Genomic DNA, 18,087 nt, shown 5'->3' on the forward strand with positions numbered 1-18,087 from the left:
ACGACGACCGTGCGGTGCGTGAATCGTTGCGCCGGTCGCTGACGTTCAACGGCTACACCGTCGAGACCGCGGGTGACGGCCTCGAAGCCCTCGAAAAGGTCGTCGCGCACCGCCCGGACCTGCTGTTGCTCGACGTCATGATGCCGCGGATGGACGGGTTGGAGGTGTGCCGCCGACTCCGGTCGGCCGGCGACGACCTGCCGATCCTGGTCCTTACCGCCCGCGACTCGGTCTCCGAGCGCGTCGCCGGCTTGGACGCCGGTGCCGACGACTACCTGGCCAAGCCGTTCGCCCTCGAAGAACTCCTCGCCCGACTGCGTGCACTACTGCGCCGCGCCACCCCCGAGGACGAGGATTCCGAGGCCCTGGAATTCGAGGACCTGCGGCTGGATCCGGTCACCCGCGACGTCACCCGCGGTGAGCGGGCGATCAGCCTGACGCGCACCGAGTTCGCCCTGCTGGAGATGCTGATGGCGAACCCGCGCCGCGTGCTTTCCCGCAGCCGCATCCTCGAAGAGGTCTGGGGCTACGACTTCCCGACGTCGGGCAACGCGCTGGAGGTCTACGTCGGCTATCTCCGTCGCAAGACCGAGGCCGAGGGGGAGCCGCGACTGATCCACACCGTGCGCGGCGTCGGCTACGTGTTGCGGGAGACACCGCCCTGAGTATGTGGTCGGATCTGCGGCGGTGGTCGGAGCGCCACCGCGAGGAAGTCGCGCACCGAGAGATGCGCGAACCGTTCGCCCTCACCCGCTCGGCGTCGCTGACCACGCGCGTCGCGCTCCTCTCGGCCACCGTCGTGGCAGTGTCGGTGTCGTTGATGGCCGCAGCCGCGTACTTCGTCGTCTACCGGGCCATGTACAACGAGGTCGACCGCCAGTTGGAGAGCCGCGCCGACGGGATGACCGCGCTGTCGCGCACCGGTGCGCTGCGCGGCGACCCGCAGCGCGTGGTGTCGGGTGCGGTGTTCTCGACGAATATCTCCGTCGCGCTCATCCGACCCGACGGTCAGACGTTCCTCGTGGGCTCGGTTCCGTTCGAGGCGCCTGAGCGCAGGATCGCCCGCAGCGTCAATCGGCCGGGCCAGTACAACCAGAGCTTGCGGACCATCGACGACCAGCGGGTGCTGGCGCGCAAACTGGACCGCGGCTACACGCTGATCATGTCGCAGAGCCTGCTGCACACCGAGCGCGTCCTCAAACGCCTCGCGTGGGTCCTGCTCGTCGTCGGCGGTGGTGGCGTGGCACTGGCCGCGCTCGCCGGAACGACCGTGGCGCGCACCGGTCTTCGGCCGGTGGCCCGGTTGACGCGCGCCGCCGAACGAGTCGCCCGGACCGAGGTCCTCGACCCCATCCCGGTCAGCGGCAACGACGAGTTGGCCCGCCTCACCGAATCCTTCAACACTATGCTCGCCGCTCTGCAGAGCTCGCGCGACAAGCAGGCGCGCCTCGTCGCTGATGCCGGCCATGAGCTCAAGACGCCGTTGACGTCGTTGCGCACCAACGTCGAACTACTCATCGCGTCGGCCGAACCCGGAGCGCCCACAGTGCCGCTGGCAGACATGATCGAACTCCGCAGCGATATCGTCGCCCAGATCGAGGAGCTGTCGACGCTCGTCGGCGACCTGGTGGACCTCTCGCGCGAAGACGTGCCGGAGGTCGTGCATGAGGAGATCGACATGCTCGACATCATCGACCGCAGCCTTGAGCGCGCCCGACGCCGCCGCAACGACGTCGAGTTCGACGTCGACGCGGAGAGTTGGTTCGTCTTCGGTGAGGAGGCGGGCCTGTCTCGCGCCGTGCTGAACGTGCTGGACAATGCCGCGAAATGGTCGCCCGGCGGGCATCACGTCGAAGTGCGCCTGCGCCAGACCGCCGTGAACGTCGCTGTGCTGACCGTCGCCGACGCCGGTCCGGGCATCCCGGCCGAGGACCGCGAGCTGGTTTTCGAGCGGTTCTACCGGTCTGCGGCGGCGCGCTCGATGCCCGGCTCGGGGCTCGGCCTGGCCATCGTGCGCCAAGTCGTCGAACGCATCGGCGGCACCGTGACAGCGGCGCAATCGCCCCAGGGTGGGGCGCTTATCGCGATGGCCCTGCCCGGCCACCCGATACCGGTCGGACCGCCCCCGGTGGTCGTCCGCCAGTAAGCTGGAACAAACCCCAAACCCGACCGTGCCCGATCGACAGTAAGGCAACTCTGTGACGCAACCCCCCTCAAACGACCAATCGCCCTGGCAGTCGTCGACCGGCGGCGGCCATGATGGCGACGGTGGGACGACGGGACAGCGGCCGGAGTACCACCGCCCGCCGACGTCGCCGTTCCCAGCCGCCGATGAGCCGACCCAGTCGACGGCACAGCCCACTACGTCGCCGTACCCCGCCGCCTACGGCTCGGTGCCGACGACCCCGTACGGCCAGAGCGGTGCGCAGTACGGCCAGAGCGGTGCCTCGTACGGCCAGACCGGCGCGGGCTACGGCCAGACCGGCACGGCCTACGGTCAGACCGATGCTGCCGCGGCACCGTACGGGCAAGCCGGGCCCGCCTCGGTCGGCGCGCCCGCAGCAGGAGCCAAGAGCACGGGATTCGGCAAGCGGGCCGCACTGATCACCGGCGTGGCGGCGCTCGCCCTGGCCTCCGGTGGCATCGGTGGCGTCGTCGGCGCCAACGTCGACCGAGACCCCGTTCCGGCGGCGGTCGGCGGTGACCGCCAGGGCGATGGGGCACCGCAGAAGGAGCTTCCCGCGCCAGCAGGGAGCGTGCAGGCGGTCGCGGCCAAGGTGCTGCCGTCAGTCGTATCGATCGCGGTGCGGGTCGGCAACCAAGAGGGCGAGGGGTCGGGTGTGGTCCTCGACACGGACGGCACCATCATGACCAACAACCACGTCGTCGCCGGCGGTGGCGGTCGCCGGGCCACCGGGACACCGTCCATCATCGTGATTTTCCAGGACGGTTCGCGAGCCCAGGCCGAACTGCGCGGTGCCGACCCGATCTCCGACATCGCGGTACTGCAAGTGAAGAACAAGCCGTCCTTGCAGCCGATCACCATCGGCACGTCGAAAAACCTCGCCGTCGGGCAGGACGTCATCGCCATCGGCTCGCCGCTGGGCCTGGCCGGCACGGTGACGACGGGGATCATCTCGGCGCTCAACCGCCCGGTGTCGACGTCGCGCGTCGGTGACAGCACGGCGGTGATCGACGCCATCCAGACCGACGCCGCGATCAACCCGGGCAACTCCGGTGGCGCCCTGGTCAACGCCCGCGGCGCGCTGATCGGGATCAACACCGCCATCGCCACCCTGGGTGGGAGCGACCAGAACGGCGAAGCCCGGGCCTCGGGGAGTATCGGACTGGGCTTCGCGATCCCGATCGATCAGGCGATGCGCGTCGCCGACCAGCTGCGCAAGACCGGTAAGGCCCAGCACCCCAGCCTGGGCGTGTCGGTCGGCCCGGCGTCGACGACCGATCCGACGCAGTCGGGGGCCCGCATCACCAAGATCGTGCCGGGGGGCGCGGCCGCGGAGGCGAACATCCCCGACGGCGCCGTGATTCACACCTTCGGCGGGCGCACGATCACCAGCGCCGACGACCTGGTCGCCGCGGTGCGATCATTCGCACCGGGCGACAGTGTCGACGTCGCCTATACCGCCGGTGGCAAGCCCCAGACGGCGCGCGTCACCCTCAAGACCCTCGCTACCAACTGAGCCCGATCTCAAGGAGTCCCATGGCCACCTCGGCGTTCGATGAAACCACCCGCGACGAGACTGTCGCCGACGCGGTCGCGCGGGAGTTGTCCGCGTCGGACCTTGAGACCCGCGGCACAGTGACGGCCCGCGCGCTGGTCGTGGTCGTCGCCGACGACCACCTGGACTCCGGCGGTCTTGGTGCGCTGGTGGGCGAGCTGCTCGAAGAAGCTGATTTTCACGTCGACGCGACCGTTGTCGTCTCCGGTGACGAGGTGGAGATCCGCAACGCGCTCAACACCGCGGTCATCGGTGGCGTCGACGTCGTCATCTCCGTCGGCGGGGTCGGCGTCCGCGCCCGCGACGTCACCCCGGAGGCGACCGAGCCCTTGCTCGACCGCCGACTGCCCGGCATCGAGGAGGCGGTCCGCTCTTCCGGACTGGCCGCAGGCGCCACCGACGCCGGGCTGTCGCGCGGTCTCGCAGGCATCTCCGGCCAGACGCTGGTGGTCAACCTGGCCGACTCGCGCGCCGCGGTCCGTGACGGGATGGCGACCATCACGCTGCTGGCTCATCACGTCATCGAAGACATCACCGAGTTCTGACCCGATGACCCCCGCCGACGCCGATCCCGCCGACGAGGCCCGTTGGCAGCGCCGCAAGCGGCTCGACGAGGTGTTCGGCGACGACTTGCCCGATACGACCGGTGACGAGCGTGGGCCGGGTGCAGTGGCGGGCAGTCCCGACGATTGGTACGAGCGCAATCGACCTCCCCACCACGGCTAGATCAGCAGGCAGTGGTACCGTCACATCGGAATTTAGAGGACTGTTGTGCACGGAGGATCTCTTGACGGCGATACGCACGGCGTGGAAGCGACGCAGCGCTTCGATCTTGGCAGTCGGGACGGCGGCAGTCGTCGCGCTGGCCGGTATGGGTGTCGGCGAAGCGACGGCCGCACGACTGCCCAACGGATATAAGCGCACGACCGGCATCGACGGCCAGGTCGTCACGCTCAAGCGCGTCAACGAGTTCGCCTTCGCGCAGGAGAGCGGCGCGTTCAACGCGGTCGCGCGGTCGGCGCAGGTCGCGGGTACGTTCACCGCGCGGATCAACCGCGGCGGCGGCAACGTCCAGGTCGGCTACCAGGTCGGTTGCCAGGTCAACGTCGGCGGTATCGACGTCGGACTCACGGGCGGTCTTTACCTGCCGCTGTCGACGAACACCACGGCCAGCCCGTTGCCGATCATCGGCGGCAGCCTCAACTTCCCGGTCCAGCCCGGCCAGGTCGTGGTGGTGAAGGTGCTCAACAAGGACTTCAAGAAGAAGGTCGTGAGCCTCCAACTCTCGGGCGTGGAGATGACCGTGCAAAGCTGCGGTGGATACGCCCAGGCCCGGTCGTTCATCACCGTCCTCGCCACCGACAACTACAGCACCGAGGGCGGTACCGTCACCGGGAATTCCGGAGCCATCCAGACCACCCTCTACGGCACGCCCTTCAGCCTCGGCTGACGCGCGCAGAAGGACTTTCGACGAGATGACCACCACCTCCCGCGCGCGGATCCTCGCCCGCCGTCTCGCCCTCACCGGCTGCGCCGCCGCCATCGCGGCCACCACGACCGTCGTCGCACTCCCGGCCTCCGCCGATGCCCGCCCACTTCCGGGTGGCAGCGTCGCCCGTCGCCTCGTCGACGGCACTACCGTGAAGGCCCGTCTCTACGACGAGAGCGTGCGATACGTGGGCAACGTCGCCAATATCCCGACGAGCCGGGAAGCGTGGGTCTCCGGGAAGATCGTCGCCACCGTCGGGGCGGCGCTAAAGGCGGCAGCATCTCCGGCGGCTACGTCGTCGGCTGCCAGATGAACCTGGGCGGTGCCCAGAACGGTTACGACCCGCTGAACAACCAGTGGGGCCATATGCAGAACTTCGGCGCCACCCTGCACCTCGGACCGGGGCAGACCGGTTGGGTGCCGATCATCAAGACCACCTCCGGCACGGACACCAGCTACACCGGCTACAGCGTCAACTCCTACACCTTCCGCGGCAACCGCGGTGGTGTCGCCTACAGCGCGGAGAGCTTCCGTATCGACGGATGCGCGGGCTATGCCTCGGCCCGTGCGCGGTTCACCATTGCGGTGGAGACCGACGAAGTGGCCGCCCAGATCGTCCTGTGGGGCCGGCCGTTCAGCATCGGCTGACAAGACTGACTGTCTGACAGTTCGCTGTGGGTTGCCCTTGACGTCGCTGGGGGAGGCTGCATGTCGACGGCGCAGCCGCTAGCGTCGTAAGCAGCCACTGTGCGCGGGCGCTACCGCGCGCCCGCACGCAAAGGACGGCATGGTTTCCTTCCGGCGACCCCGCCAAGACGATCGTTGGGACCAACCCGACTACGACGAGCAGCCCCAATACGAAACCCCAGGGCACGACGACGAGCAACCGCTGCCCGACGCGATGCTGGTGCCGCCGCCGACCCCGCTGCACGTTCTCGCGGCGATCCGTCGCTTCCGCCCCTACATGTCCGGCCTGTGGGGCCGACTGTTCGCCGGCATCGTGCTGCAGCTGATCGACCTGCTGTCCACCGTCGTCACTATCGCCCTGTTCGCCTACATCGTCGACAACGTCCTGGTCACCGGCGACATGGGCCGCCTGTACCAGCCCATGCTCGCGTGGATCGGCGTCACCATCCTCGGCTCCGTGGCCTCCTACTTCGGCGAGGTCACCACCGGGGTTGTCGCCGAGCGAATGGTCACCCGCGTGCGCGACGACCTGTACGAACGGACTCAGCAGTTGGCGCCGCACGTGCGTCGCAAGTACCCGTCGGGCGATCTCATCGCGCGTCACAGCAGTGACGTCGAGGCCACGGAGCACCTCGTCTCCTCGGCAGTCGTCTCCGCGAGTCTCGCCGCTCTTTCGGTGATCGTGTACGCGGTGGCCGCGCTGCTGGCTCAGTGGGAACTCGCCCTCATCGCGTTCGTGCTCGCACCGATCTTGGCGTTGGTGTCGCGGTGGTTCGGCCTCGTGCTGAAGCGGGTGTCACGGCGTGAGCGGATCGCCAACGGGACGATCAGCGCGCTCGTGGCCGAAGGGGTCGACAATTCGTTGGCCATCGCTGCCGACAACCAGGGGCCGGCCGACCGGCGTCGGGTGCGGGCGCAGTCACTGGAGTGGATGCGGGCGCGTATCGCCGAGCTCAAGGCCGGCGAGCTTTACAGCCAGGCCGTCGGACTGGTCGAGCTGTTCGTGATGTTGGGCGTGTTGGTGATCGGCGCTTGGATGATCTCGACCGGGCGTACCACCCTGGGCGGGCTCATTGCACTCACCGGCTACCTTGGTCAGCTGTATCCGCAGATCCAATCGTTGGGCAGTCTCGCGGTGTCCATCACGACGGCCACGGCAAGTGCCGAGCGGGTGGCGCAGATCCTTGACGAGCCGATCGTGATCGCCGACGACGAGACCGACACCGATCCGGAGTCGCCGCTGCCGCCGCCGGTCCCACCGCCGGTGCATACCGCCGGTGGTGTCCCGGTGACCTTCTCCGACGTCGATTTCGCCTACCCCGACACGGGGAAGCAGGTGTTCGACGGGTTCTCCCTGCACTTGGACGCGGGAGAGTTCGTGGCGTTGGTCGGCCCCAGCGGCGCGGGGAAGACTTCGGCGACCCATCTGCTTCTGCGCTTCTACGATCCGGATTCTGGTCGGATCCTGATCGACGGCACCGACGTGTCGACCCAACGGCTGCAGGACGTGCGCAGCCACATCACGCTGCTGCCACAGCGGATCGCCCTCTACCGCGGCAGTATCGCCGACAACATCCGGTTCTCCTGTCCGGGGGCCTCCCACGAGGAGGTCGTGGCCGCGGCCAAGGCCGCTGACGCACACGGGTTCATCGCCGAGTTGCCGCAGGGGTACGACACACAGCTGCAAGATGCGGGGGCGAACCTGTCCGGCGGTCAGCGGCAGCGGATCGCACTGGCGCGGGCCTTCCTGCGCGATACCCCGGTGTTGATCCTCGACGAGCCCACGACCGGCCTCGACTCCGCGACGACCGAGCGCATCCTTGAGCCGATGCTGCGATTGGCGCGTTCGCGGACCACGATTCTGATCACCCACGATCCCGTGTTGGCCGCGCAGGCGCCGCGGGTCGTCGAACTATCCGGGCGCACTGCCGTGCCGGTCGACCAAGTAAGTGGGGAAACCCAGTGAACGAGGAAGCACGATGATCAGAAAGCATCTGACCCTTCTCGCCGCACCGTTGATCGCAGCGGGGGTTCTGGTTGGCGGTGCGGCCGCGCACGCCGAGCCGGACTCCGAAGGCGGCGGTGCGACGAGCAGTAATCAGAGCGGCGGTGGCGGCGCCGATCAGGGTGGCGGCAGTGGCGCTGAGCAGGGTGGGGGAGACCGGGGTGGCGGTACCGGGCGCGGGGGCGGTGACCGGGAGAACGGCGGCTGGAACGGACGTGACCACGACCGCGATGATCGATTCGGTCGACCCGACCACCATCATGATCGCGAACGCCCGGGCGGGGACGGCGAGTGGGGCCATAACCACCGGCACGACAAGCACCGTCCCCGGCCCGGACACCGCCCGCCGCGCGAGGAGAACCGACCGTGGGACGAGCGAGGCGATCGCGGCCGGCGAGAGGATTTCCGGCGGCGTGACGAGCGGCGGTCCGGCAATTGGGGTTCTTTGGAGATTCCAGGCTTGCTCAGCTGATCGGCCTCAACTGATCGGCCGACCTACTGCTGACAGCACCGCGCCCGCCGTCGAAATCGACGGCGGGCGCGGTGGTTGTACTGAGTAGCTCGCGCTAGCGGGAGTGGCGACCGTGGTCGTCGAAATCAGGTCCCGGGCCCGGGTACTCCGGTCCCGCTCCGGGGAACGGCGGCGGATGGTAGCCGGCTGGCGGCGGGGTGGGGGCGCCGCCCGGGTAGGCCGGCGGAGGCGTCGGGTAGCCGCCACCGGCGACCGGCGGCTGCGAGCCAGGAATCGGAGGCTGCGAGCCGGTCGGAGGGCCGCCGGGGATCGGAGGCTGCGAGCCGGTGGGATACCCGCCGCGAACGGGGGGCTGTGCGCCGGTCTCCCAACCACCGAGACGCTGGCGGGGGATGGCGCCAGAGGGCGGGCCGCCGGCGCTGGGCCGGATCATCGGCTCGCCGCCGCCGGCGATCGGTGCGATGATCGCGGGATTGCCCTCGCGCTCGAAGAGGGTCGTTTCGGCTTCCTTCGCCGCCGCCTCCTCGGCCTCCTTCTCGGCCTTGGCGCGCTCGGCCGCACCTTCGGGATCCATCAGGTCGCGAATCTCGGAGAGCAGGGAGACTTCGGTGTCCTCTTCGGCCTTTTCGCCGGTGAAGAGGTCGGCCAGCTTGTTGTAGGGCAGGACGATGATGAAGTACACGACGAAAGCAACAATGAGGAAGTTGATTGCCGCCGTGATCACCGCGCCGAGGTTGATGTAATTCAACGCATCCATCGGATTGGCGTTGTTCGGATTGGCAAATCGGCAATCGCCGACGCAGAACCCTACGCCCTCGGCGGCTTTGGCGGGGTCTCCGCCGGGGATGGAGTTGATCAGTGGTTCGAGGACCCGCTGGGTGAACGCCTCGACAATAGAATTGAACGCGGCACCGATGATGACGGCGGTCGCCAGTTCAACAACGTTCCCACGCAGAATGAATTCCTTGAATCCTTTGAACACTGCGAGTCCTCCCTCGGTTTACGACGCAGCAGGATTGCCAATCGTTTAACGATCGGTACGAATACTAAACGAGCGATTCAGTATTGGGACGTTGAAACGGGCCTGTCACCCCATAGTGCTTCATTTGTGCACTTTCTGAGACATTCCAACCGTGGATCAATGGATCACGACGGTCAGCGCCGTCGTCAAACCGGCCGCCGCCACCCGGTGCGCCGCCGCGGAACCCATCGCCAACAGCACCGGCGACCCGTCGTCGCCGCGTTGCGAGCCGCGCGCGGTCGTGCCCAGCGCCACGACGGCGCCCGACGCGACGACCACCGGAGGTTCCGTCGGGCCGCCCTTGGTGAGTACGTCGACGACGTCGCCGGGCACCAACAGGTCGGCGGTGCCGCGCTCGGCGAGGTGTACCGGAACGAGTCGTGCCCCGGGAAGGCCCGTCAGCCGTCGAGGCAGCCGCGGCCCGAGAAGCCGCGTATCGGTGAGGACCTCGTGCCGTCGGACGGCCCCGGTGACGGTCCGCCCGCGTGCATCGGCGGACAGCCGCAGCGCACCGTCGGGAACCGTCTCGGCGGGCACCCGGATCACTGTGACATCGGCGGCGGTCAAGGGGGTCCCCGGCCGCAGGTCGCGAACAGCGGCGACCACCGCCGTGCCCGGTGCGGCTCGCTGATCGGCGAAGAACACCGTCACCGCGGCGAGTACCAGGATCGCTGCGACGCTGCGCCGCACCAGCATCGATCGGGCCCACCCGGGCCGGAGCAGGCGCCGGAACCGGTCCCGTGCGCGGGGTGCGAGCTCGTGGCCGCGGAAGCGGGGTGACATGTCGCCGAAGCTACCGCGCGCTGGCAGTAGGACCGCGCGACTGTGCGTCGAACCGGGCGGTGCCTGTGGATAGCTGAGAACTGTGGATAACCCGTACCCGGGCCCGTCTGGCACTCGGAATTAACGAGTGCCAGCGTCGGTTAGAATCTATGACGACTGGAGGTTTTCACCGTGCCCACTTACTCCTATGCCTGTACCGAGTGCGACAACAAGTTCGACATCGTGCAGTCCTTCTCCGACGACTCGCTGACCGAGTGCCCCGCGTGCGAGGGCCGGCTGCGCAAGCTGTTCAACAGCGTGGGGATCGTCTTCAAGGGCAGTGGTTTCTACCGCACCGATTCCCGCTCGGGCTCGGTGTCCGCGTCGGGTGACTCGAGCTCGTCCAGCGACTCGGGGTCGTCGGATTCGGGTAGCTCGAGCACGTCGTCGGCGTCGAAGGAGGCGTCCTCGACCAAGGAGTCCACCAAGACCGCCGCCCCTGCTGCCACGCCCTGACGGACCGCGCTACGGGCGGAACTGCCTGAAACCGGCTTCCGGGGTCAACGCCCAATCCATCGGGACATCGGTCGCTTCGACGGGGAGTTCGTCGAGGACCTCGTCGTCGTAGACGATCCCGATCCGTACGGCACTCGATGCGCCGAGGCTGCGGTCGTAATAGCCGGCGCCGCGTCCGAGCCGAGATCCGTCGCGCGACAACGCGAGTGCGGGGATGAACACGATGGACGCCTGTGCCAGTGCTTGGGGTCCGAGGATCTCCGAGTCCGGCTCGACCAGCCCCCACCGCCGGTCCTCCAGATCCACACCGGGGGTGTACACCGCCCAGTGCAGCGGCTGCGGATCACCGTCGGGAACCACCGGCACAATCGTCCGGAAACCTTGGTCGATGAGGGCGTCGAGCATCGCGTCGGACCCCGGTTCGCTGCCGATCGGCAGGTAGCACCCGATGGTGCCGCCTGATCGCACCGGGACGGGAAGGCGGTACATCCACTCGGCGAGGTTGGCCGCGGCGCTCTCGACGTCGAAAACCGACATGCTCTCGCGCTTGGCGCGCAGGCGGGCTCGCAGCTCGTTCTTGGTCATCCACCACTCCCGCGGTTGTCGGGCGCAGCGACGCGCCGAATACAGTGTAGAGCTATGACCTCCACGGATACCGGCAGCGCGGCCGCTCCGCCCATCCCCCGCACGGCGGTCGTGCCGGCCGCCGGGCTGGGCACGCGCTTCCTGCCCGCGACGAAGACGGTGCCCAAGGAACTGCTTCCCGTCGTCGATACGCCCGGCATCGAACTGGTCGCCGAGGAGGCCAAATCAGCCGGAGCGCACCGGCTGTTGATCATCACTTCGCCGGGCAAGGACGGCGTCGTCGCGCACTTCGTCGAAGACCTGGTGCTCGAGAACACGCTCGCCAAGCGCGGCAAGGCGGCGATGCTCGCCAAAGTGCGCAAGGCCCCCAACCTGCTCGAGGTCGCGTCGGTCGTCCAGGAGAAGCCGCTGGGCCTCGGCCACGCGATCGGGTGCGTGGAGGACTACCTCGCCGACGACGAGGACGCCGTGGCGGTGCTCTTGCCCGACGACCTCGTGCTGCCCGGCGGCGTGCTCGAGACGATGGCCCGGGTGCGTGAACGCCGCGGGGGATCGGTGCTGTGTGCGATCGAGGTTCCCGACGACCAGTTGTCGGCGTACGGGATCTTCGACGTCGAGACGGTGCCCGACGCATCCAACCCCGACGTGCTGCGGGTCCGCGGGATGGTGGAAAAGCCCCAACCCGCCGACGCCCCGTCGAATTTCGCGGCCGCCGGTCGCTACATCTTGGACCGCAAGATCTTCGATGCGCTGCGGCGCATCACCCCCGGCGCAGGTGGCGAGCTTCAACTGACCGACGCAATCGCCCTGCTCATCGCCGACGGAGAGCCCGTCCACGTCGTCGTCCACCGCGGTACGCGCCATGACCTGGGCAACCCCGGCGGATACCTGAAAGCCGCCGTCGACTTTGCGCTCGACCGCGACGACTACGGCCCGGACCTGCGCGACTGGCTCGTCGCCCGTCTCGAACTGGAGCAGTGACCGCCGGATCTCCGGTGTGTCGTAGGCGGCTTGTCTTCGCCCGGCGTGGCGCCCCGGCGCCGCCTGCGGGTCGCGTTAGAGTCGGTCTGCCAAAGCAACGTCTGTTCAATGGCTGTTGCCCGTTTTGGACCGCTGGTCCCACCAACAAGGAGGCGTGATGCGGTCTGTCGATGAACACCTGGCGCGGGTCACCGCGTCGGCGGTGGTTCCGCGGCCGGTGAAGATCGCGATCTCCGAGGCCCAGGGCCTCATGTGCGCCGAGGAAGTCCTCACCGAGCGCCCCCTCCCCGGGTTCGATCAGGCCGCAGTCGACGGTTATGCCGTTCGGGCGGTGGACGTCGCGCTCGCCGGAGTCGTGGCACCCGGGGCCGACGAGGAGTTCGACGCGGGGGAGGCCGAGCTCGACGCCCTCGTCGAGGGTGATCCCATCGCGGTGTACCTGCCCGTCGTCGGCGACGTCGAGCCCGGCTCGCGCACACCCATCCGATTGCAGCCGCGCCAAGCCGTGCGGGTCGAAACAGGTGCGCCGATGCCGACACTCGCCGATTCGGTGGTGCCGCTGCGCTGGACCGACGGCGGCGAGAAGAAGGTGCGCGTCGCGCATGGCGTGGACAGCGGTTCCTACGTGCGGCGCACCGGTGACGACGTGCAACCCGGCGACGTGGCGGTGCGCGCCAGCGAGATCATCGGGCCGGCGCAGGTCGGTCTGCTCGCCGCGGTCGGGCGGTCGCGGGTGTTGGTGCACCCCCGTCCCCGGTTGTCGGTGATCGCCGTCGGATCCGAGCTGGTCGACATCGATCGAGTGCCCGGGGCCGGCCAGGTCTACGACGTGAACAGCTATGCGCTGGCCGCCGCCGCCCGCGATGCGGGTGCCGACGTCAACCGCGTGGGCATCGCCGAGCGCGACCAGGCGAAACTGCGCGAAGTCGTGGAGGCCCAACTCATCCGATCAGAGATCGTGGTGCTCTGCGGTGCCGTCGGCGGCTCATCGTCGAAAGCGATCGCTGCGGCGCTCGAAGACCTCGGCGACTTGGAGATCTCGCGGATCGCGATGCACCCGGGGTCCGTGCAGGGCTTCGGGCGGTTGGGCCGCGACGAGGTGCCCACCTTCCTGCTGCCGGCGAACCCGGTGTCGGCGCTCGTGACGTTCGAGGTAATGGTCCGGCCGCTGATCCGCATCGCCCTGGGCAAGCGGGAGCCGCTGCGCCGCGTCATCCGGGCGCGCACGATCGGGCCGATCGCCTCCGTCGAGGGCCGCACCGGCTACCTACGCGGACAGTTGATGCGGGAAGAGCAGACCGGCGACTACATGGTGCAGGTGATCGGCGGGTCGACCACCGGGTCGTCGCATCTGCTCGCCGAACTCGCCGAGGCCAACTGCCTCGTCGTCGTCCCCTCCGAGGATGCCAAGCTCGACCCCGGAGATGAGGTCGACGTCATGTTCCTCGCGCAGCGCGGGTAGCCCGCGATTACAGTTGGAGCCGTGTTCAGCTGGGGTACGAATTCGCGCGCGCACCCGGGTTGGCCGGCGCGTGTCGGACCACTCGACGTTGCCACCGGCGGAGTGGTCCTGCGGCCGATCAAGCTGCGTGATGCCGCCGACTGGAGCAGGCTGCGCATCCGTAACCAGGAACTGTTGCTGCCATGGGAGCCGACGGGTGAGGCCAATTGGGTTGTGCGGCATCAACGGGGCAGCTGGCCGGGGCTGTATTCGGTGCTCAAGGCCGAAGCCAAGCGCGGGGTTCTGCTGCCGTTCGTGATCGAGGTCGACGGCGCCTACGTCGGACAACTCACCATCGGGAACCTGCAGCGCGGTGCTGTGCGCAGCGCATGGATCGGGTACTGGGTCGACAAGGAATGGACCGGCCAGGGGATCGCGACGGCTGCCGTCGCGCTCGGCGTCGACCATGCTTTCGGTCCGGTCGGCCTGCACCGGTTGGAGGCGACGGTGCAACCGACCAACGCCGCGTCGCGCACCGTCCTGACGAAGGTCGGGTTCCGCCACGAAGGCCTCCTGAAGCGGTATATGGACGTCGACGGTCGTTGGCGCGACCACGACCTGTTCGCGATGACGACCGAGGAAGTGGTCAGTAGCGCCAGCGAGACGCTGGTCCGGGCGGGAAGGGCACATTTCCGATGAGTGCACTGGAGATCACGGTTCGCGGGCGGGCCGAGCGGCAGTACCGTCCCGAGCAGGGCACCGTGACGCTTGCGGCGTCGTTCACCGAGCCAACCAGCGAATCCGCTCACGCCAAGGCGCTGGCGCTGCAGAGCGAGGTCGTTGCGGAGTTGACCCGCCTTGACGAGACGGACGCGCTGAACACCTGGCACGCCAACGACATCCACGTCTTCGGACACCGGCCGTGGGTGGACGGGAAGCAATCGCGCAAGGTGCTCTACACGACGCGGATCGCGATGACCGCGGAGTTCCTGGACTTCGAGGCGCTGGCCGCCTTCCTCGTCGACTGGGCCGGGCGCGACGGGCTGACGGTCGGTCACATCGCCTGGGACGTCCGGGTAGAGAACCGCCGAAGCTACGAGGTGGACGTGCGTCGCGAGGCAGTCGGTGATGCTGTCGCCAAAGCCCAGGCCTACGCCGACGCGGTGGGCCGGGGGACGGTCGTCGCGGTTGCTCTCGCCGATCCGGACATGTTGGGCACGGCGCCGAACGAGTCGGTGGGGCCGATGATGATGCGGGCGGCGGGCGCCGACATGGGGGCGGGCCCGACGTTGGAGTTACGGCCAGACGATGTCGTCATCGCTGCCGCCGTCGACGCGCGGTTCACCGCGTCGGACTGACTGTCCCCGAAGTCTGTCGACCGTTGAGGGCCAGAGGGAGGAATACCCTCTGACCCCCGTTATTCAGCAGACTTCCGGGGCCCTCGGCGCGTCTGCGCGGCATTCACTCTCCACGGACCTAGATTGAGGTTGGGTACGTGTGACCAGAGTGAAAGAAGGAGAGTCGGATGCCGAATTCAGTGCTGTGGGTATGCCTCGTGGCGATCTGGCTGTTCGTCCTGATCCCGATGGTCATCCAGGGCCGTCCGGGCCTGCGCAAGTCCACGCCGGTCGCTGCGGCGACACGAGTTCTCAAGCGCGGCGAGGATGCGGTGCGCCGGCGCCGCGGAGTCGGCAGCGGCGCTCACCCGCACGATCCCGACTACAAGCCCAAGGACAAGCATGCCCGCGCCACGGCGGCCAAGGTTGCTGCCGCGGAGAAGGCCAAGTCCGACGTTTCGTCGCAGGATTCGCCTGAGGCCAAGCCCGTGGTGACCGCGGAGAATAAGGCGGCGGAGAAGTCCGACGTGCCGAGTGTGCCGGTTGATCCGGCCCGTACACCGGGCAAGGTGCCCGCTCGCAATCGCGCGACCGTCCGGACCGTCGCAGCACGCATGCGCCGCGCCGTCAGCATCACGACGACGGATCCGACCGCTGACGCCATCACGGAAGTGATCGACGTGGTCGATGGTGGAGCCGTCACGATCGTCGACGCCGAGATTGTCGAGGACAAGCGGGGCACGAAGGGCAAGCGGACAGTCGAGGTGACCGAAGTCGAAGTCATCGACGTCGAGATCACCGAGCACCTCGATGCCGACAACTCGCCGACGGAGAAGATTGATCGCGTCGTGGCTGACGATTCGCCGACGGAGAAGATCGATCGCGTCGTCGCCGACGATTCGCCGACGGAGCAGATCGACAAGGTTCGCTCGGGGGAGGAGCCGGCGACGCTGTTCGACGTCGATGAGTTGGTCACCGCTTCGGACGAGGCAGATTCGGACGAGGCAGGGGAGCCCGGCGACGAGGTCGTCGATGTTGAGGCCGAGGTCGTTGAGTCGGACGACTCGGAAACCGCTGAGGCGGAAATCGTCGAGGTCGAGGTTGCCGAGGCGGACGACGCCGAGACGTCCGAGCCCGACGTTGACGATGCCGAGGTCGCCGAGTCTGAGGACGCCGAAATCGACGAGGTCGAGGTGGAAGAAGCCGAGATCGACGACGTCGAGGTCAACGAGGTGGACGAGGATGTCTCCGACGATTTCGACGACGACGACGACGACGAGGTCGCCGAGTCGGTCGAGCCGTCGTGGGACGATGTCGATCCCAACGAGTTGACACAGGTCATGCTGCGGCACCCCGGTCGCGGCGGGTACGACCCCGAGGTCGACCGCGTCCGACTGGAACTCAAGTACAAGGAGCGTCAGCGCGTTCTCTTGACGCTGGTCGTGGTCACGTTGCTGGCCATCGGTTCCGGGGTTCTGTTCTCGACGCCGGGGTGGATCGCCGCCGGTGTCGCGGGCTTCCTCCTCGTCGCGTACCTGGTGTTCCTGCGGCGCGCAGTGAAGAACGAGGGCCAGATCCGGCAACGCCGCCTCGCTCGGCTCGAGCAGTCCCGGCGCGATGAGGTCGAGCGCCGCCGACGTGAGTTCGTCGAGCAGCCGGTCGCCAAAGCGGAGCCCGCCCGACGTCCGCGGCTACGCCGCCCCAGCGGCATGCTCGTGGTGGAGTTCGACGACGGGGATCCGATCTTCGACCACCTGCCGACGTACCACCCGCCGCGCATGATGCGCAACGACGACGATTACCGCCGGGCCGCGGTCTAACCCTGCGACGGGTCTGAGGTCTTCGGGGCCGGTTTCGCCGCCGCGGCCTTCGTGGGGGCTGCCTTCTTGGCCGGACTGGCCTTCTTAGCCGGAGTGCCCTTCGTCGCGGAAGTGGCTTTGGTGGCGGTGGTCTTGGCCGGTGCGGCCTTTGTCGCGGGTGCCTTCTTGGCTGCGGTCTTCTTTGCAGGAGTCTTCGCCGTCGTGGCTTTCGCCGCCGTGGCTTTCGCTGCTGTGGCCTCCTTGGCGGCGGCGGCTTTCTTGGCCGGTGCTTTTGCCGCGGTGGTCTTCTTTGCCGCGGTCTTTTTGGCGGCGGCTTTCTTGGCCGGTGTTCTTGCTGCTGTGGTCTTCTTGGCGGCGGCTTTCTTGGCCGGAGTGGCCGGAGTGGCCGGCGTGCCTGCGGCGGTCGGAGCGGAATCATCGACCAACGCAGCGCCAGGGGCGGCGGCGACGTTCCCCGCGCGGGTGATGGCGTCGGGGTGGGCGACGATCCAGGCCCGCCCGGCGTTCACCGCGCGCTTGAGAGCGAACCGTTCTCCGACATAGTTGAACGGTGCGCCGATGACGGGCAACTGCGACAGCAACCGCAGCGTCTTGTTCGGCTGTGGGCGCCGACCCATCTGGTTGACGCCGCCCTGCAGGGTGCGAACGACGTCCCAGGTGGCCTTGACCACCGACTTTTTCTTGATCTCGAGCGGTACACCATCGGGGGTCGGATCCAGCGCGTCGACGTGGACCTCACGTGCTGCGAGCACGCTGGCGAGGAGTTCCACCTGCCGTGCCCGATCGGTGACGCGGTATTCGCGGGCGACCGCGACGAGGACCATCGCCTGGTTCACGAAGCCGAGGACCGTCGTCACCGGCAGACGCTGTGCCCACACGCCGAACACATTGGGGAACGCGACGCCGATCGTATTGATACTGCCGACGCGATTCACCCACCACTGGGCCCGCTCTGTCATTGACAACTCGCTCCACCCCTTGGTGCCAGGGAGGTCGGCGAGGTCGACGGCCCGCGTTGCGATGTGCTTGACGCGGTTGAAAATGCCGTCGCCGACGGGTGTGTCGTCGAATGTTTTCCGCCGCAGGCCCGTCACGTCGCTCTTCGAGAGCGCGTCGATGATCGGGTTGAGCGCCGCGATCAGCGCGTCGAGTGCTTCGGTGATTTGGTCGTCAGTGAGTTCAGCCACGCCCAAATCCTAGTGGTCATCGGGCGTTTCGCGACCCGTACGGG

At 68.2% G+C, this 18,087-nt stretch carries 17 protein-coding genes and 1 pseudogene; 14 read left to right on the plus strand and 4 right to left on the minus strand.

What is annotated here, in order from left to right:
- The 8 genes and pseudogenes from B4L26_RS09505 to B4L26_RS09540 form a co-directional block, all read left to right on the plus strand.
- The coding region (locus B4L26_RS09505) for a response regulator transcription factor (protein ID WP_290718345.1) at nucleotides 1-665 on the plus strand (665 nt) is incomplete at its 5' end.
- 2 nt (nucleotides 666-667) lie between these two features.
- The gene (locus B4L26_RS09510) at nucleotides 668-2,146 is read left to right on the plus strand and encodes a sensor histidine kinase (RefSeq protein ID WP_290718347.1); all 1,479 of its coding nucleotides are present in this window, start codon (nucleotides 668-670) and stop codon (nucleotides 2,144-2,146) included.
- Between the two features lie 52 nt (nucleotides 2,147-2,198).
- A complete protein-coding gene (locus tag B4L26_RS09515; RefSeq protein WP_290718349.1) occupies nucleotides 2,199-3,701 on the plus strand; it encodes a S1C family serine protease in 1,503 nt (500 codons plus the stop codon).
- Nucleotides 3,702-3,721: 20 nt separating this feature from the next.
- Nucleotides 3,722-4,285, plus strand: coding sequence for a MogA/MoaB family molybdenum cofactor biosynthesis protein (locus tag B4L26_RS09520; RefSeq protein ID WP_290718351.1), 564 nt, complete (start codon nucleotides 3,722-3,724; stop codon nucleotides 4,283-4,285).
- A gap of 4 nt (nucleotides 4,286-4,289) precedes the next feature.
- On the plus strand, nucleotides 4,290-4,466 hold the full coding sequence (locus B4L26_RS09525) for a hypothetical protein (protein WP_290718353.1): 177 nt from the start codon (nucleotides 4,290-4,292) through the stop codon (nucleotides 4,464-4,466).
- Nucleotides 4,467-4,527: 61 nt separating this feature from the next.
- Nucleotides 4,528-5,190 carry an MspA family porin gene (locus B4L26_RS09530; RefSeq protein ID WP_290718355.1) on the plus strand — a complete coding sequence of 221 codons (663 nt, stop codon included), beginning with the start codon at nucleotides 4,528-4,530 and terminating at the stop codon, nucleotides 5,188-5,190.
- 25 nt (nucleotides 5,191-5,215) lie between these two features.
- Nucleotides 5,216-5,877 (plus strand): annotated as a pseudogene (locus B4L26_RS09535) (MspA family porin).
- Nucleotides 5,878-6,016: 139 nt separating this feature from the next.
- A complete protein-coding gene (locus B4L26_RS09540; protein WP_290718357.1) occupies nucleotides 6,017-7,882 on the plus strand; it encodes an ABC transporter ATP-binding protein in 1,866 nt (621 codons plus the stop codon).
- Between the two features lie 605 nt (nucleotides 7,883-8,487).
- Here the strand turns inward: B4L26_RS09540 and mscL are convergent.
- Both mscL and B4L26_RS09550 read right to left on the minus strand, forming a co-directional pair.
- Nucleotides 8,488-9,375 carry a large conductance mechanosensitive channel protein MscL gene (gene mscL, locus B4L26_RS09545; RefSeq protein ID WP_290718359.1) on the minus strand — a complete coding sequence of 296 codons (888 nt, stop codon included), beginning with the start codon at nucleotides 9,373-9,375 and terminating at the stop codon, nucleotides 8,488-8,490.
- Nucleotides 9,376-9,531: 156 nt separating this feature from the next.
- On the minus strand, nucleotides 9,532-10,197 hold the full coding sequence (locus B4L26_RS09550) for an SAF domain-containing protein (RefSeq protein ID WP_290718361.1): 666 nt from the start codon (nucleotides 10,195-10,197) through the stop codon (nucleotides 9,532-9,534).
- 171 nt (nucleotides 10,198-10,368) lie between these two features.
- Here B4L26_RS09550 and B4L26_RS09555 point away from each other — a divergent pair, with 171 nt between their 5' ends.
- The gene (locus B4L26_RS09555) at nucleotides 10,369-10,692 is read left to right on the plus strand and encodes an FmdB family zinc ribbon protein (protein WP_290718363.1); all 324 of its coding nucleotides are present in this window, start codon (nucleotides 10,369-10,371) and stop codon (nucleotides 10,690-10,692) included.
- 9 nt (nucleotides 10,693-10,701) lie between these two features.
- On the opposite strand, the gene B4L26_RS09560 is transcribed toward B4L26_RS09555, so the two are convergent.
- Nucleotides 10,702-11,277, minus strand: a complete 576-nt coding sequence (locus tag B4L26_RS09560) for a 5-formyltetrahydrofolate cyclo-ligase (RefSeq protein ID WP_290718365.1) — start codon at nucleotides 11,275-11,277, stop codon at nucleotides 10,702-10,704.
- Nucleotides 11,278-11,331: 54 nt separating this feature from the next.
- Between B4L26_RS09560 and B4L26_RS09565 the strand changes: the two genes are divergently transcribed.
- The 5 genes from B4L26_RS09565 (at nucleotide 11,332) to glpR (ending at nucleotide 16,856) form a co-directional block, all read left to right on the plus strand.
- Nucleotides 11,332-12,258: a UTP--glucose-1-phosphate uridylyltransferase gene (locus tag B4L26_RS09565; RefSeq protein WP_290718367.1), complete on the plus strand. Its 927-nt coding sequence runs from the start codon at nucleotides 11,332-11,334 to the stop codon at nucleotides 12,256-12,258.
- 157 nt (nucleotides 12,259-12,415) lie between these two features.
- Complete coding sequence (glp, locus tag B4L26_RS09570; RefSeq protein WP_290718369.1) at nucleotides 12,416-13,720, plus strand: gephyrin-like molybdotransferase Glp; 1,305 nt, start codon at nucleotides 12,416-12,418, stop codon at nucleotides 13,718-13,720.
- 21 nt (nucleotides 13,721-13,741) lie between these two features.
- Entirely contained in the window at nucleotides 13,742-14,398 is a 657-nt protein-coding gene (locus tag B4L26_RS09575) for a GNAT family N-acetyltransferase (protein ID WP_290718371.1), read from the plus strand.
- A complete protein-coding gene (locus B4L26_RS09580; RefSeq protein ID WP_290718373.1) occupies nucleotides 14,395-15,057 on the plus strand; it encodes an SIMPL domain-containing protein in 663 nt (220 codons plus the stop codon). The genes B4L26_RS09575 and B4L26_RS09580 overlap by 4 nt, the downstream gene beginning before the upstream one ends.
- A 167-nt stretch (nucleotides 15,058-15,224) precedes the next feature.
- A complete protein-coding gene (gene glpR / locus B4L26_RS09585; RefSeq protein ID WP_290718375.1) occupies nucleotides 15,225-16,856 on the plus strand; it encodes a gephyrin-like molybdotransferase receptor GlpR in 1,632 nt (543 codons plus the stop codon).
- On the opposite strand, the gene B4L26_RS09590 is transcribed toward glpR, so the two are convergent.
- Nucleotides 16,853-18,043, minus strand: a complete 1,191-nt coding sequence (locus B4L26_RS09590; protein WP_290718377.1) for a hypothetical protein — start codon at nucleotides 18,041-18,043, stop codon at nucleotides 16,853-16,855. The two genes, glpR and B4L26_RS09590, sit on opposite strands and share 4 nt — an antisense overlap.
- Nucleotides 18,044-18,087 lie beyond the last annotated feature (44 nt).

The sequence above is a fragment of the Gordonia sp. UBA7599 genome, from assembly GCA_002477755.1.
Classification (GTDB): Bacteria; Actinomycetota; Actinomycetes; order Mycobacteriales; family Mycobacteriaceae; genus Gordonia.